Source organism: Streptomyces sp. NPDC056835 (assembly GCF_042789485.1).
In the GTDB taxonomy this organism is placed as follows: Bacteria; Actinomycetota; Actinomycetes; order Streptomycetales; family Streptomycetaceae; genus Streptomyces.
The window spans coordinates 78,188-90,734 of sequence record NZ_JBHUBB010000014.1 but is presented as its reverse complement, the minus strand read 5'-3'; the positions used below and the strand labels follow the sequence as shown (position 1 = coordinate 90,734).

Genomic DNA, 12,547 nt, shown 5'->3' with positions numbered 1-12,547 from the left:
GGCTTCCGGGGCGCTGCCGCCACTCCTTCGTATACGAGCTGCTGCCACAGGTCTTGACAACTTGATTGGTCTGGACCAGTTTTACGCCCGACGGTGGCCACCGTTCCCCCTCTCACGTACCTCCATCCCCGAACACCAGCCGGAGGCAGCAAGTGGAACGCGCACCAGGCGGCAGAGGACGTATCAGAACGTGGTTCGGCGGGACGGTGGCCGTGCTGGCCGCCGGCGCGCTGAGCCTGACCGGGCTCACCGGCACCGCGCAGGCCGCCGACGTCAATGTGGCCAGGAACGCGGGCTTCGAGTCCGGGCTCACCAACTGGACCTGCTCCGCGGGCAGCGGGGCCACCGTCGGATCTCCCGTGCACGGAGGCGCCGCCGCGCTCCGGGCCGCCCCCGGCGGCCAGGACAACGCCAAGTGCGTCCAGGCCGTCGCCGTACAGCCCAACTCGACGTACACGCTGAGCGCCTGGGTCCAGGGCGGGTACGCGTATCTCGGGGCCGAGGGAACCGGCACCACCGATGTGTCGACCTGGACGCCTGACAGCTCCGGCTGGAAGCAGCTCACCACCACCTTCAGGACCGGCGCCTCGACCAGGTCCGTGAACGTCTACACCCACGGGTGGTACGGCCAGAGCGCCTACTACGCCGACGACGTGTCCGTCTTCGGCCCCGACGGCGGCGGGGGCGGCGACCCGGAGCCGCAGGTACCGGGCGCGCCCTCCGGGCTGGCGGTCGGGTCGGTGACCTCGTCGTCCGTGACCCTCAACTGGACCGCCGTGTCCGGCGCGACCGGCTACAACGTCTACCGCGCCGGTACGAAGGTCCAGTCGGCGAGCGGCACTTCCTCGACCGTAACGGGGCTGGCCGCGGACACCTCGTACGACTTCCAGGTGACCGCCACCAACGCGGCCGGTGAGTCCGCGAGGTCCGCGACCGTCACTGGCAGGACCGCCCAGAGCGGCGGCGGCAACCCGGGCAACCCGGCCGTACCGAAGCACGCGGTGACCGGCTACTGGCAGAACTTCAACAACGGCGCCGCCGTCCAGAAGCTCCGTGACGTGCAGTCGCAGTACGACATCATCGCCGTCTCGTTCGCCGACGCCACGACCACGCCCGGCCAGATCACCTTCAACCTCGACCCGGCCGTCGGCTACGCCTCGGTCGCCGACTTCAAGGCGGACATCGCCGCGAAGAAGGCCGCGGGCAAGTCCGTGATCATCTCGGTCGGCGGGGAGAAGGGCAGCATCTCCGTCAACAGCGACGCCTCCGCCACCGCCTTCGCCAACAGCGCCTACGCCCTGATGCAGGAGTACGGCTTCAACGGCGTCGACATCGATCTGGAGAACGGCCTCAACTCCACCTATATGACAAAGGCTCAGCGCCAGTTGTCCGCGAAGGCGGGCGCGGGCATGGTGCTGACGATGGCGCCGCAGACCATCGACATGCAGTCGACGGCCGGTGAGTACTTCAAGACCGCGCTGAACGTGAAGGACATCCTCACCGTCGTCAACATGCAGTACTACAACAGCGGTTCCATGCTCGGCTGCGACGGCAAGGTCTACTCACAGGGCTCCGTCGACTTCCTCACGGCCCTCGCCTGCATCCAGCTCGAAGGCGGACTCGACCCGTCCCAGGTCGGCATCGGCGTCCCCGCTTCCACCCGCGGTGCGGGCAGCGGTTACGTGGCGCCGTCCATCGTGAACAACGCGCTGGACTGCCTGGCCAAGGGCACCGGCTGCGGCTCGTTCAAGCCGTCCAGGACCTACCCCGGCATCCGTGGCGCCATGACCTGGTCCACCAACTGGGACGCGACGGCGGGCAACGCCTGGTCCAACGCGGTCGGCCCGCACGTCCACGGCCTCCCGTAGTCCGCCTCCCCCGTAATCCGCCTCCCGTAGTCCGTCTCCCCCGTAGTCCGTCTCCCGTAATCCGCCTCCCGCAGTCCGCAACACCACCCCGAGCCCCCCACAGGGCCGGCAGCGCCGTCGAACCCCACCCGACGGCGCTGCCGTGTGTCCGGGACCGGAGACCGACGGGGCGGCCGAGCACCCGTACACGCTCTCCGCGCGGAAGTGGCTCGACGCCATCAAGGCCGCCCGGGACAAGCCATAAGCCCCTACCAGGGAATGTCCCGCACCTGCTGCACGCACAGCACGATGAACAGCAGCCCCGCCGCCGTCAGCATCACATTGCTCAGCATGCCGTTCCGCCATTCCTTCGGCGTGCGGGACGAGTTGAGCAGCCACACCAGCGTCAGCGCCAGGAACGGCATGAAGAACGCGCCCAGCACGCCGTAGACGACCACCAGGCCGAACGGCTCGTCCAGGAAGAGGAGGGAGATCGGCGGGAAGGTCAGCCAGAGCAGATACGCGCGGAACGGTACGGAGCGTTCGCGCTCGCCGGAGGCGACCTCCTCCGTCGTCTTCCTGGCCTCGTCCGCCGCCGCCCCCACGCGGTCCTTGCGGATCCGCTCCACAAAGTCCGCGAACATCAGGCTGACTCCGTGCCAGACGCCGATGAGCGACGAGAACGACGTGGCGAAGAAGCCGATCAGGAACAGCTTGGCGGTGGTCGGGCCGAAGCGGTCCTCCAGGATCGTGCCGAGGTCGATCAGGCCGCGGTCGCCCTTGGTCAGGGCGATCTGGGAGGAGTGCAGCAGCTCGGCGCCGATGATCAGCATGGCGACGACGAAGAGGCCGGTGGTGATGTACGCGACCCGGTTGTCGAGACGCATCACCTTCATCCAGCCGGTGTTGGTCCAGCCCTTGGCGTTGACCCAGTAGCCGTACGCGGCCATGGTGATCGTGCCGCCCACCCCGCCGATCAGGCCGAGTGTGTAGAGCAGTGAGCCGTCCGGCAGGACCGGCAGCAGGCCCGCGAAGCTCGCGCCGACATCGGGGACGACGCGGATCGCGACGTACATGACGACCACGAACATCACGCCGATCAGGACCGTCATGACCCGTTCGAAGACGGCGTACTGGTTGAACCAGACGAAGACGAGCCCGATCAGGCCCGTGATGACCGCCCACGTCTTGAGCCCCGGCCCGTCGGGGAAGAGCGCGACGATCGGGAGCGCGCTGGAGGACATCGCCGTGGCGCCGTAGACGAAGCCCCAGACGACGACGTACACCGCGAAATACACGGTGGTCCAGCGGCCCAGGCTGCGCCAGCCCTCGAACAGGGTGCGGCCGGTGGCGAGATGCCAGCGGCCGGTGGCCTCGGCCAGGGAGATCTTGACGACGCAGCCGATGACCGCCGCCCACATCAGGGTGTAGCCGAACTTGCTGCCCGCGATGAGCGTGGCGACCAGATCGCCCGCGCCCACACCGGTCGCCGCGACGACGATGCCGGGGCCGATGTACGTCCAACTCGACTTGCGCGGACGGGAGACGGCCTCATTCGTGCCGGTGTCCGTGGTGTCTGCCATACGTGTCGTCGCCTCCCGCTTGTCTCCGTACGTGACCCGAGTCACCAAAGCGGGGTGACGATGATCGCGCAAGAGGGCCTGCGGTGAGGGTTCGGTGGCGGGAGTCCGGTCACGGAACACCTAGCCGCGGTAGGCCGCCGAGATCTGGCCCACCAGGACGGCGAACGGCATGTCCAGGGCGGCGTAGACGGCTCCGGCCTCGGGAGCGGCGTTGTCGGCGAGGGCTTCCACCATGAGCGTGGAGTAGTCGCTCAGGACGACGCCCGCCTGCTGCATGCGCAGCAGTCCGGCCTCGCGCTTGGTCGCGCTGAAGGTGCCGGAGGCGTCCACCGCGACGTACGCGTCGTACCCGGCCGCGAGGGCGGAGTACGCGGGCAGGGCCGCGCACACCTCCAGCGACACCCCGGCGAAGATCAGCTTCCGCCGTCCGGTCGCCTCGATGGCCCCGCGCACCCGTTCGTCGTCCCAGGCGTTCACCGTGCTCCGGTCGATGATCTCCTGTCCGGCGGGCAGCGCCTCGACCAGCTCCGGCGCGGTGGGTCCCCACATGCTGGCCGCCGCCGTGGTGGTGGTGACCAGCGGGATGTCCAGCGCGGCCGCCGCCTTCGCGAGGGCGGCCACGTTGTGCTTCAGCTCGCCGACAGGGATGTCACGTACGCCGGACAGAAGACCGACCTGGTGGTCCACCAGCACCACGGCCGCGTTCTCCCGCGTGATCGGGTCCAGGAACCTGCTGCGCTCGTTCATCTTCCGCTCCTTGAGTCAGCTCAGCCCATGAGTGAGCCCCCGAGTAATATGGTCACCAATATTGATAGTCAAAATCAGTGACTATTTCACGGTAGAGGACCCCGCCCCGAAGTGCAAGGCCGGCCGGGACGCGGTCGCCGAGGCGCGCCGGGCGACGACTAAAATCGCCGGTCAGTGGGGCGAGAAGAGGCGGATGACCGCCGGGACGGGAGAAGGCGGATGACGGAGGTCGCACAGCCGGACATCGGCGTGCTCGCCGCGCGCGTGCTGTTCTCCGTGCAGCGCGAGCTGTACGCCGGGCTCGCCGAGCAGGGCTTCGACGACATCCAGCCACGCTCCGGCGCCGTACTCGCCCACCTGAAGCGCGAAGGCATCCGCGCCAGCGAGCTGTCCCGGCTCTCCGGACAGCACAAGCAGGTCATCGGAACCCTCATCGACGACCTGGAACGCCTCGGGTACGTCGAGCGCAGGCCCGACCCCGCCGACCGGCGCGCCAAACTGATCTGCCCCGCGGCCCGCGGTCTGCTCCAGATGGAAGCCGCCTCATCCATCATGCGAGGCATCGAGGAGCGCCACGCGCGCGCACTGGGCGAGCCGGAGTACACCGCCTTCAAGAACGCGCTCGGTCAGGTCGCCGATCTCCAGCGCGACACCCACTGAGCTCACGCACGAAGCACACGCGCGGTGCTCACGCGAAGAAGCGGCCCGGCCGCGTGATGCGACCGGACCGCTACGGTCAACCAGGCCCTCGGGCCCTGGCCCGTAGGTGTTCTGTCCTGCCGACAGGACCTAGATGATCAGACTCAGCAGCGCCGCCACCACGAAGCCCGCCACCGACAGCACGGTCTCCAGGACCGTCCAGGACTTCAGCGTGTCGCGCTCCGATATGCCGAAGTACTTCGCGACCATCCAGAACCCGCCGTCGTTGACGTGCGAGGCGAAGATCGAGCCGGCCGAGATCGCCATGATGATCAGGGCGAGATAGGCCTGCGAGAGGCCCTGGCCCTCGACCAGCGGGACGACGATGCCGGCCGTGGTGACGATCGCGACCGTCGCCGAGCCCTGGGCGACCCGCAGGACGACCGAGATCAGCCAGGCCAGCAGGATGACCGGGAGGCCGACGTCGTTGAAGGTGTCGGCGAGGGCGTCCGCGATCCCGCTGCCCTTGAGGACCGCACCGAAGACACCGCCGGCGCCGACCACGAGCAGGATGTTGCCGACCGGCTTGAGCGAGGCGGTGGAGACCGTCTCCAGTGACTTGCGGGACCAGCCCCGCCTGATGCCCAGCAGGTAGTACGCGAGCAGCAGCGCGATCGTCAGCGCCACGAAGGGGTGGCCGAAGAACTCGATGACCGAGCGGCCCGTCGACGGGTCGAGGGCGATCGACGAGAAGGTCGCGAGCAGGATCAGGACCAGCGGGGTGCCGATGATCGCGAGGACCGTGCCGAGCGCGACCGGCGTCTCCCGGGGGGTGACACCCGAGGCGCGCTGCTCGGCGGCTACCGCGGCCTTGGCCTCCTCCGCCGCCTCGACCATGTCCTGCGGGACCTCGACGAAGATGCGCTTCCCGATCCAGGCGGCATAGGCCCACGCGGCGAGGACGGCCGGGACGCCGACGACGACGCCCATCAGAATGACCCAGCCGAGGTCCACCTCGAAGAGTCCGGCCGCGGCGACCGGGCCGGGGTGCGGGGGCAGGAAGGCGTGGGTCATCGATAGGCCGGCGAGCAGCGGCATCGCGTACAGCAGGATCGATTTGCCGGACCGCTTGGCGGCGGCGTACACGATCGGCGCGAGCACGAAGATGCCGACGTCGAAGAAGACCGGGATACCGAAGACGACACCGGTGACGCCCATGGCGAGCGGGGCGCGCTTCTCGCCGAAGAGATTCAGCAGCCGGGCGCTCAGCACCTCGGCGCCGCCGGACACTTCGAGGATCGCGCCGAGCATGGTGCCGAGTCCGATGATGATCGCGACATGGCCGAGGATGCCGCCCATCCCGCTTTCGATCATCGAGACGGCGGCGGACTTCTGGACCGTACCGAAGAGTTCGGTGACGGAGAGGCCCGCCGCGAGGCCGACGGCTATGGAGACGCCGAGCAGCGCCACGAAGGGCTGGAGCCTGACCTTGATGATCAGGAAGAGCAACAGGACGATGCCGAGGGCGGCGACGGTCAGCAGACCGGCGGTGCCGTCGATCAGGAGCAGCAGACCCCCTGTGTGGGGCGGGGTCTCCGGTGGTGCGTCAGCGGCGAGCAGCATGGGGAGCCTCTGGTCGTGGGCATGGGGGGATCACGGCACGACGCCCGGTCGGCGGGCGCCGTGCCGTACGGCGGCGTGGGAACGCGTAAGACGTTCAGCGGTGCGGGTTTCCGGTACGGGGACGAGGAGGACGGGCCGCGGCGACGGCTCAGCCGAGAACGGCCAGCGCGTCGATCTCGATCAACAGCCCCTTGGGCAGGCCCACATACACCGTCGTACGCGCGGCGGGCGCTTCCTTCAGACCCTGCTCACCGAAGTAGGCGTTGTAGATCTCGTTCATCTCGGCGAAGTGGTCGACGTCCGTGAGGTAGACGCGCATCATCATGACGTCGTCCCAGCTCGCGCCGCCCTCCTCCAGGATCGCCTTGACGTTGGCGAAGGTCTGGAGGGTCTGCTCGCGCAGGGTCGGGCCCGCGACGGTGGGCGGCTGACCCTCGACGGCCGGGAGGAAGCCGACCTGGCCCGCGACCTGGAGGATGTTGCCCTTGCGGACGCCGTGCGAGAACTTCGCCGGCGGGGTGGTGTGGGTCGCGGGGGTCAGCGCGGTCTTGTCGGTCATGAAGCGTCCTTGCTGGGATGGGTGTTGCCGGAATACTCCCTGCTGATCGCGTCGGCGGTACGACGCACCAGCGGGAGCAGGGTGAGAAGTTCCTCGGCGGTGACGACGACATTCGGCGCGGAGACCGACATGGCGGCGACGACCCGGCCGTCCGCACCGCGGATGGGTGCGCCGACACAGTTGATGGACTCCTCGTGGCCGCCGAGATCGGTGGCCCAGCCCTGTTCGCGTACGGTCGCCAGCTCCTTGAGGAAGGCGGCGGCGTTGGGGCTCGAACGGGGCGTGTACATGGGGTAGTCGAGGCGTTCGGCGAGCGCGCGGCGCTCGGCCTCGGGAAGGTCGGCGAGCAGCAGCTTGGCGACGGCGGCCACGGTGATCGCGACCGGTTTGCCGATCCGCGAGTACATCCGGACCGGGTAGCGGCTCTCGACCTTGTCGATGTAAAGGACCTCACCGTCCTCGTACACCGCGAGATGGACGGTGTGGCCGCACTGGCTGTTGAGCGCGACCAGATGGGAGTGGGCGATGTCGCGCATGTCGAGATTCTCGACGGCCTCCTGGGCGAGCGCGAAGAGGCGCGCGCCGAGGCGGTAGCGGTTGTCCTGCTGGCGGTAGACGAGCCCGTGTTCATGGAGCGTACGGAGCAGCCGGAGCGCGGTGGACTTGTGCACGCCGAGCCGGTCGGCGACCCGCCCGAGGTCGGCGGGGCCCTGGGCGAGCAGCGGCAGAATGCTCAGTGCCCGGTCGACGGTCTGGCTCATGGGGTACGTACCTCCTCCGTGGCCGCCGTCCAGCCGGGGCCGAGACGAAGTGTCCCCCAGGCGGCTTCGTCGAGGTCCACGAGCCGGTCGGCTTCCGCCCGTGAGGGTGGCGTGCCGAGGTCTCCGGGGACGGTGAGGGTCGCCGCGGCCATCAGATGGCCGTGCCGGAGCCGGGCGGCGGCGGGCAGACCGCGGAGGGTCGCGGAGAGGAAGCCGGCGGCGAAGGCGTCCCCGGCGCCGACGGGCGCGACGACATCGACGCGCAGGGCGGGCACGGACGTAACGGTGTCGGCGCCCCGCTCGGAGCCCGTGGCCAGACCCGTGCCTGTGCCCTGACCCGTCCCACCGGCCTCCTGGGCGGCCCCGCCCGCGACCCGTTCGTACACCGTCGCCCCCGCGCCGCCCCGCTTGACCACCAGCGTCGCCGGCTCCGGGAGCGCGGCCCGGATCGCGTCCCCGCCGTGCAGGTCCCACGCCTCGGCCGCCTCGTCCTCACCGACGAAGACCAGATCGGCGCCCCGGGCGAGGTCCAGCAGAACGCGGGCGCCCGAGCCGTCGCGCCAGAGCCCGGGCCGGTGGTTGACGTCGAAGGAGATCAGCGGGCGTCCCGGCGCGCGGCCGGTCAGCTCGCGCATCAGGGCACGGCAGTCGTCCGAGAGCGCGGCCGTGATGCCGGACACGTGCAGCACGCGCCCGGCCCACAGATCGTCGTAGGACAGCGTCCCCGGCGCCATCGCGGAGGCGGCGGAGCCCGCCCGGTAGTAGGCGACCTCGTGCGCGTCGGTGGCGCGGTCCGTCGCCGTACGGAAGTAGATGCCGGTGGGCCGGTCGGGATCGCGGCGTACGCCCGAGGTGTCGACCCCGTACGCGGCGATCGCGTCGACAAGGTGGTCGCCGAAGCCGTCGGCGCCGACCCGGCTGACCCACTTGACGGTGTGCCCGGCGGCGGCCAGCGCGCAGGCGACATTGGATTCGGCGCCGCCGATCGTACGGGCGAAGGAGGGAACGTCGGCGAGGCGGCCCGGGAGCGAGGGCAGGAAGGTGACCATGGATTCACCGAGGCAGACGACATCCACGCCGGGGTGGAGGTCCGTGTCTACGGTTCCGGTCACTCTGGGGCTCCTCGCCGCTCGACCGACCCTGGGCCGGTCACCATGACGGGTCACCATTGACCCGCTGTCGGCTCGGATGTTAGACAGCCCTCAGCGATATGCGCAATGGCCATTGCATGTAGTGCAACGAGATCGATATGGGGAGGCTCCATGGCCGCCGGCCGCCGAACGGACGAGCTGAACGGGCAGAACGAGCTGAACGAGCCCAAGGCGTCGAACGCCCTGCGCGAGTTGAGCGACGAGCGCGTCGACCACCGCTTCAAGGCCCTCCCCCCGGACGCCGACGGCCTCACCGTCGGCGCCCTCGCCGCCGAGCGCCGCTCCCTGTTCACCGGTGGCTTCACCACCCCGGTCCTCGCCCTCTCCGCCGAGTCGGTCGAGCACAACCTCGCGCTCCTGGAGACCTACTCCGAGCGCCACGGCCTCGCCTTCGCCCCGCACGGCAAGACCTCCATGGCGCCGCAGCTCTTCGCGCGCCAGCTGGAGCGCGGCGCCTGGGGCATCACCGCCGCCGTGCCCCACCAGGTCCGCGTCTACCGCGCGTTCGGCATCCAGCGGATCTTCCTCGCCAATGAAGTGGTCGACGCGGCGGCGCTGCGCTGGCTCGCCGCCGAGCTGGACCGCGACCCCGGCTTCCGCTTCGTCTGTTACGTCGACTCCGTGCGCGGCGTCGAGCTGATGGACGAGGCCCTGCGGGCCGCCGGCGCCGGCCGACCGGTGGAGGTCGTGGTCGAGCTGGGCGCCGGTGCGGGGGCGCGCACCGGCGCGCGTACGGAGGCGGAGTGCGCGGCGGTCGCGGACGCGGTGGCGGCCGTACCGACCCTGCGGCTGACCGGGGTCGCCGGTTACGAGGGCGAGGTGCCGGGGGCGGACGGCGAGAAGGTCCGCGCCTGGCTGCGCCGGCTGGTCGCGCTGGCGGCGGAGCTGGACGCGGCGGGGCGGTTCGACGGTACGGACGAGATCGTGCTCAGCGCGGGCGGCAGCGCCTGGTTCGACGCGGTCGCCGACGTCTTCGCGGAGATTCCCGCCCTCTCCCGGCCCGTGCTGAAACTGCTGCGCTCCGGCGCGTACGTCTCGCACGACGACGTCCATTACCGCCATCTCACCCCCTTCAACCGCGTCCCCGAGGAGGGCTCCCTCCAGCCCGCCTTCCGGCTCTGGGCGCAGGTCGTCTCCCGTCCGTCGGCCGGGCAGGCGTTCGTCAACGCCGGTAAGCGGGACGCGGCGTACGACCTCGATCTGCCGGTGGCGCAGGTGGTGCGGGACGGCCGCACCGGCGAGATCCGCCCGGCGACGGGGATCACGGTGACGGGCCTGTCGGACCAGCACGGCTGGCTGACCACGACACCGGAAGCCGCTCTGGAGGTCGGCGACTGGGTGGGGATGGGGCTGTCCCACCCCTGTACGTCGTTCGACAAGTGGCAGCTGATCCCGCTGGTGGAGGCGGACGGCACGGTCGTCGACCTCATCCGTACGTTCTTCTGACCTCCGACTTCCGACCTCTGAGGGGCCTTCGCACATGGATCTCGTCATTCGGGACGTACGGGTCGTCGACGGCACGGGCGGCCCTTCGTACCGCGCCGATGTCGGTATCGAGGGCGGCCGTATCGCGGCGATACGGCGCGAGGGCGAGCCGCGCCCGTCCGGTGCGCGCGTCCTCGACGCCGCCGGGCTCGCCCTCTCCCCCGGCTTCATCGACATGCACGCGCACAGCGATCTCGCGCTGCTGCGCGACCCCGACCACTCCGCGAAGGCCGCACAGGGGGTCACCCTTGAGGTGATCGGCCAGGACGGGCTGTCGTACGCGCCCGTGGACGACACGACCCTCACGCAGGTCCGGCAGGCGATCACCGGCTGGAACGGCGACGGTTCGGACATCGACTTCGACTGGCGCACGGTCGGCGGCTATCTCGACCGGCTCGACCGCGCCTTCGAGGGCCAGGGCTTCGACGGCGGGGGCATCGCCGTCAACGCCGCGTATCTGATCCCGCAGGGCACGGTCCGTATGTACGCGGTCGGCTGGGACGACCGGCCCGCGACGGACGTCGAACTCGCCCGTATGAAGCGGCTGGTGGCCGAGTCGATGGAGCAGGGCGCGGTGGGGATGTCCTCGGGGCTGACCTATACGCCCGGGATGTACGCGAACGACTCGGAACTGACCGAGCTGTGCCGGGTGGTGGCGCGGTACGACGGCTACTACTGCCCGCATCACCGCTCGTACGGCGCCGGGGCGCTCCAGGCGTACGAGGAGATGGTGGCGCTCACCCGGCGGGCGGGCTGCGCCCTCCATCTCGCCCACGCCACCATGAACTTCGGCGTGAACAAGGGCAGGGCGCCCGAACTGCTCACGCTGCTCGACGCGGCCCTGGACTCGGGCGCGGACATCTCGCTCGACACGTACCCGTACACCCCCGGGTGTACGACGCTCGTCGCGATGCTGCCCAGCTGGGCGAGCGAGGGCGGCCCCGACGCGATCCTGGAGCGGCTGCGCGACGAGGCGACCGCCGAGCGGATCCGCCACCACATGGAGGTCATCGGCGCGGACGGCTGTCATGGTGTGCCCATCGAGTGGGACACCATCGAGATCTCCGGGGTCTCCGCCGCCGGTCTCGCGGACCATGTCGGCAGGACGGTCGCGGACTCGGCGGCGCGGGCGGGCGAGACCCCGTGGACGACGGCCCGCCGGCTGCTGATCGAGGACCGGCTCGGGTCGACGATCCTCCAGCATGTGGGCCACGAGGAGAACGTCCGGCGGATCATGCGCCACCGCGTCCACACGGGCGGCAGCGACGGCATCCTCCAGGGCGCGAAGCCGCATCCGCGCGCCTACGGCACGTTCCCGCACTATCTGGGCCGGTACGCGCGGGAGTTGGGCGTCCTGACCCTGGAGGAGTGCGTGGCACACCTCACCGGGCGCCCGGCCGCCCGTCTCCGGCTCCCCGACCGAGGCCTGGTCCGCGAGGGCTACCGCGCGGACCTGGCTCTCTTCGACCCGGACACCGTCGCGGCGGGCTCCACCTTCGAGGAACCGCGCACGCCGCCGGTGGGCATCCCGTATGTGCTGATCGACGGCCGGTTCGTGATCGAGGACGGCCGCCGCACGAATGTCCTGGCGGGCCGAGCGGTACGCCGATCGGGACGGTGAGAGTCCAATTACCCTCAGGCCGAGGCCAGGCGCAGCACCAGCGCGGCGACGGCGAGCAGGAAGAGGACGGCGGCCGGCGCGATCGCGTAGTCCTTGGCCCGCAGATGCATGAGGACGGCGCCGATGAAGTAGAGGACCACGCCGATCGCGGCGGCGACGCCGAGCAGCGGCACCCAGAGCCCGACGACCAGGCCGACGGCGCCCGCCGCCTTCAGCGTGGCGAGGCGCGGCAGCCAGCTCTCGGGCACGCCGATCCCGGTCATCGAGCCGACGATCTTCTCCTGCCGGGTGAAGGTACCGACGGCGGAGCCGGTCAGGGCGACGGCGAGCAGGATGCCGACGACGGCATAGGCGATGAACACGATGACCTCTCGAAAACGTAGGCGGCGACGCCGTCCGCGAGGCGCGGACCCAGGAGGGACCGGCCGGGCGGGGCGGGCCGGGCAGGGCTGCCACCGGCCGGGATCCGACCGATTTCCTCAGTACCTTATTTTAAGTAAGCGAGTATGGCCAGACCCGTTTCGTCGTCAC

General features: G+C 70.3%; 11 protein-coding genes. 4 read left to right on the top strand and 7 right to left on the bottom strand.

Features of this window, described 5'->3' with window-relative positions:
• Positions 1–152: 152 nt before the first annotated feature.
• On the top strand, positions 153–1,868 hold the full coding sequence (locus ACFRMN_RS18185) for a chitinase (protein WP_383020336.1): 1,716 nt from the start codon (positions 153–155) through the stop codon (positions 1,866–1,868).
• Positions 1,869–2,116: 248 nt separating this feature from the next.
• Here the strand turns inward: ACFRMN_RS18185 and ACFRMN_RS18180 are convergent, their stop codons facing one another.
• Both ACFRMN_RS18180 and ACFRMN_RS18175 read right to left on the bottom strand, forming a co-directional pair.
• Complete coding sequence (locus tag ACFRMN_RS18180) at positions 2,117–3,430, bottom strand: Nramp family divalent metal transporter (RefSeq protein ID WP_383020334.1); 1,314 nt, start codon at positions 3,428–3,430, stop codon at positions 2,117–2,119.
• A 120-nt stretch (positions 3,431–3,550) separates the two neighbouring features.
• Positions 3,551–4,177, bottom strand: coding sequence for an isochorismatase family protein (locus ACFRMN_RS18175; RefSeq protein WP_383020332.1), 627 nt, complete (start codon positions 4,175–4,177; stop codon positions 3,551–3,553).
• Between the two features lie 219 nt (positions 4,178–4,396).
• Here ACFRMN_RS18175 and ACFRMN_RS18170 point away from each other — a divergent pair, with 219 nt between their 5' ends.
• Positions 4,397–4,837: a MarR family winged helix-turn-helix transcriptional regulator gene (locus ACFRMN_RS18170; RefSeq protein WP_383020329.1), complete on the top strand. Its 441-nt coding sequence runs from the start codon at positions 4,397–4,399 to the stop codon at positions 4,835–4,837.
• A 129-nt stretch (positions 4,838–4,966) separates the two neighbouring features.
• Here ACFRMN_RS18170 and ACFRMN_RS18165 read toward each other — a convergent pair whose 3' ends face one another.
• The 4 genes from ACFRMN_RS18165 to ACFRMN_RS18150 all read right to left on the bottom strand — a co-directional run bounded on the left by ACFRMN_RS18165 (position 4,967) and on the right by ACFRMN_RS18150 (position 8,928).
• On the bottom strand, positions 4,967–6,439 hold the full coding sequence (locus tag ACFRMN_RS18165; protein ID WP_383020326.1) for a GntP family permease: 1,473 nt from the start codon (positions 6,437–6,439) through the stop codon (positions 4,967–4,969).
• Positions 6,440–6,587: 148 nt separating this feature from the next.
• Positions 6,588–6,998 carry a RidA family protein gene (locus ACFRMN_RS18160; protein ID WP_383020324.1) on the bottom strand — a complete coding sequence of 137 codons (411 nt, stop codon included), beginning with the start codon at positions 6,996–6,998 and terminating at the stop codon, positions 6,588–6,590.
• Complete coding sequence (locus tag ACFRMN_RS18155; RefSeq protein WP_383020322.1) at positions 6,995–7,759, bottom strand: IclR family transcriptional regulator; 765 nt, start codon at positions 7,757–7,759, stop codon at positions 6,995–6,997. Before ACFRMN_RS18155 ends, ACFRMN_RS18160 begins: the two co-directional genes overlap by 4 nt.
• Positions 7,756–8,928 carry a sugar kinase gene (locus ACFRMN_RS18150; protein ID WP_383020319.1) on the bottom strand — a complete coding sequence of 391 codons (1,173 nt, stop codon included), beginning with the start codon at positions 8,926–8,928 and terminating at the stop codon, positions 7,756–7,758. Before ACFRMN_RS18150 ends, ACFRMN_RS18155 begins: the two co-directional genes overlap by 4 nt.
• A gap of 93 nt (positions 8,929–9,021) precedes the next feature.
• On the opposite strand from ACFRMN_RS18150, the gene ACFRMN_RS18145 reads away from it, so the two are divergent.
• Both ACFRMN_RS18145 and ACFRMN_RS18140 read left to right on the top strand, forming a co-directional pair.
• Positions 9,022–10,356: an alanine racemase gene (locus ACFRMN_RS18145; RefSeq protein WP_383020317.1), complete on the top strand. Its 1,335-nt coding sequence runs from the start codon at positions 9,022–9,024 to the stop codon at positions 10,354–10,356.
• A gap of 34 nt (positions 10,357–10,390) precedes the next feature.
• Entirely contained in the window at positions 10,391–12,016 is a 1,626-nt protein-coding gene (locus tag ACFRMN_RS18140; RefSeq protein ID WP_383020314.1) for an amidohydrolase family protein, read from the top strand.
• A gap of 14 nt (positions 12,017–12,030) precedes the next feature.
• Here the strand turns inward: ACFRMN_RS18140 and ACFRMN_RS18135 are convergent, their stop codons facing one another.
• Entirely contained in the window at positions 12,031–12,378 is a 348-nt protein-coding gene (locus tag ACFRMN_RS18135; protein ID WP_383020312.1) for a DoxX family protein, read from the bottom strand.
• Between the last annotated feature and the right edge of the window lie 169 nt (positions 12,379–12,547).

Excerpts from the sequence above, each read along its gene's own strand:
- ACFRMN_RS18165 (WP_383020326.1), bottom strand. The coding sequence starts at position 6,439 with ATGCTGCTCGCCGCTGACGCACCACCGGAGACCCCGCCCCACACAGGG.
- ACFRMN_RS18175 (WP_383020332.1), bottom strand. The coding sequence starts at position 4,177 with ATGAACGAGCGCAGCAGGTTCCTGGACCCGATCACGCGGGAGAACGCG.
- ACFRMN_RS18145 (WP_383020317.1), top strand. The coding sequence starts at position 9,022 with ATGGCCGCCGGCCGCCGAACGGACGAGCTGAACGGGCAGAACGAGCTG.
- ACFRMN_RS18170 (WP_383020329.1), top strand. The coding sequence starts at position 4,397 with ATGACGGAGGTCGCACAGCCGGACATCGGCGTGCTCGCCGCGCGCGTG.
- ACFRMN_RS18140 (WP_383020314.1), top strand. The coding sequence starts at position 10,391 with ATGGATCTCGTCATTCGGGACGTACGGGTCGTCGACGGCACGGGCGGC.
- ACFRMN_RS18180 (WP_383020334.1), bottom strand. The coding sequence starts at position 3,430 with ATGGCAGACACCACGGACACCGGCACGAATGAGGCCGTCTCCCGTCCG.
- ACFRMN_RS18150 (WP_383020319.1), bottom strand. The coding sequence starts at position 8,928 with ATGGTGACCCGTCATGGTGACCGGCCCAGGGTCGGTCGAGCGGCGAGG.
- ACFRMN_RS18155 (WP_383020322.1), bottom strand. The coding sequence starts at position 7,759 with ATGAGCCAGACCGTCGACCGGGCACTGAGCATTCTGCCGCTGCTCGCC.
- ACFRMN_RS18160 (WP_383020324.1), bottom strand. The coding sequence starts at position 6,998 with ATGACCGACAAGACCGCGCTGACCCCCGCGACCCACACCACCCCGCCG.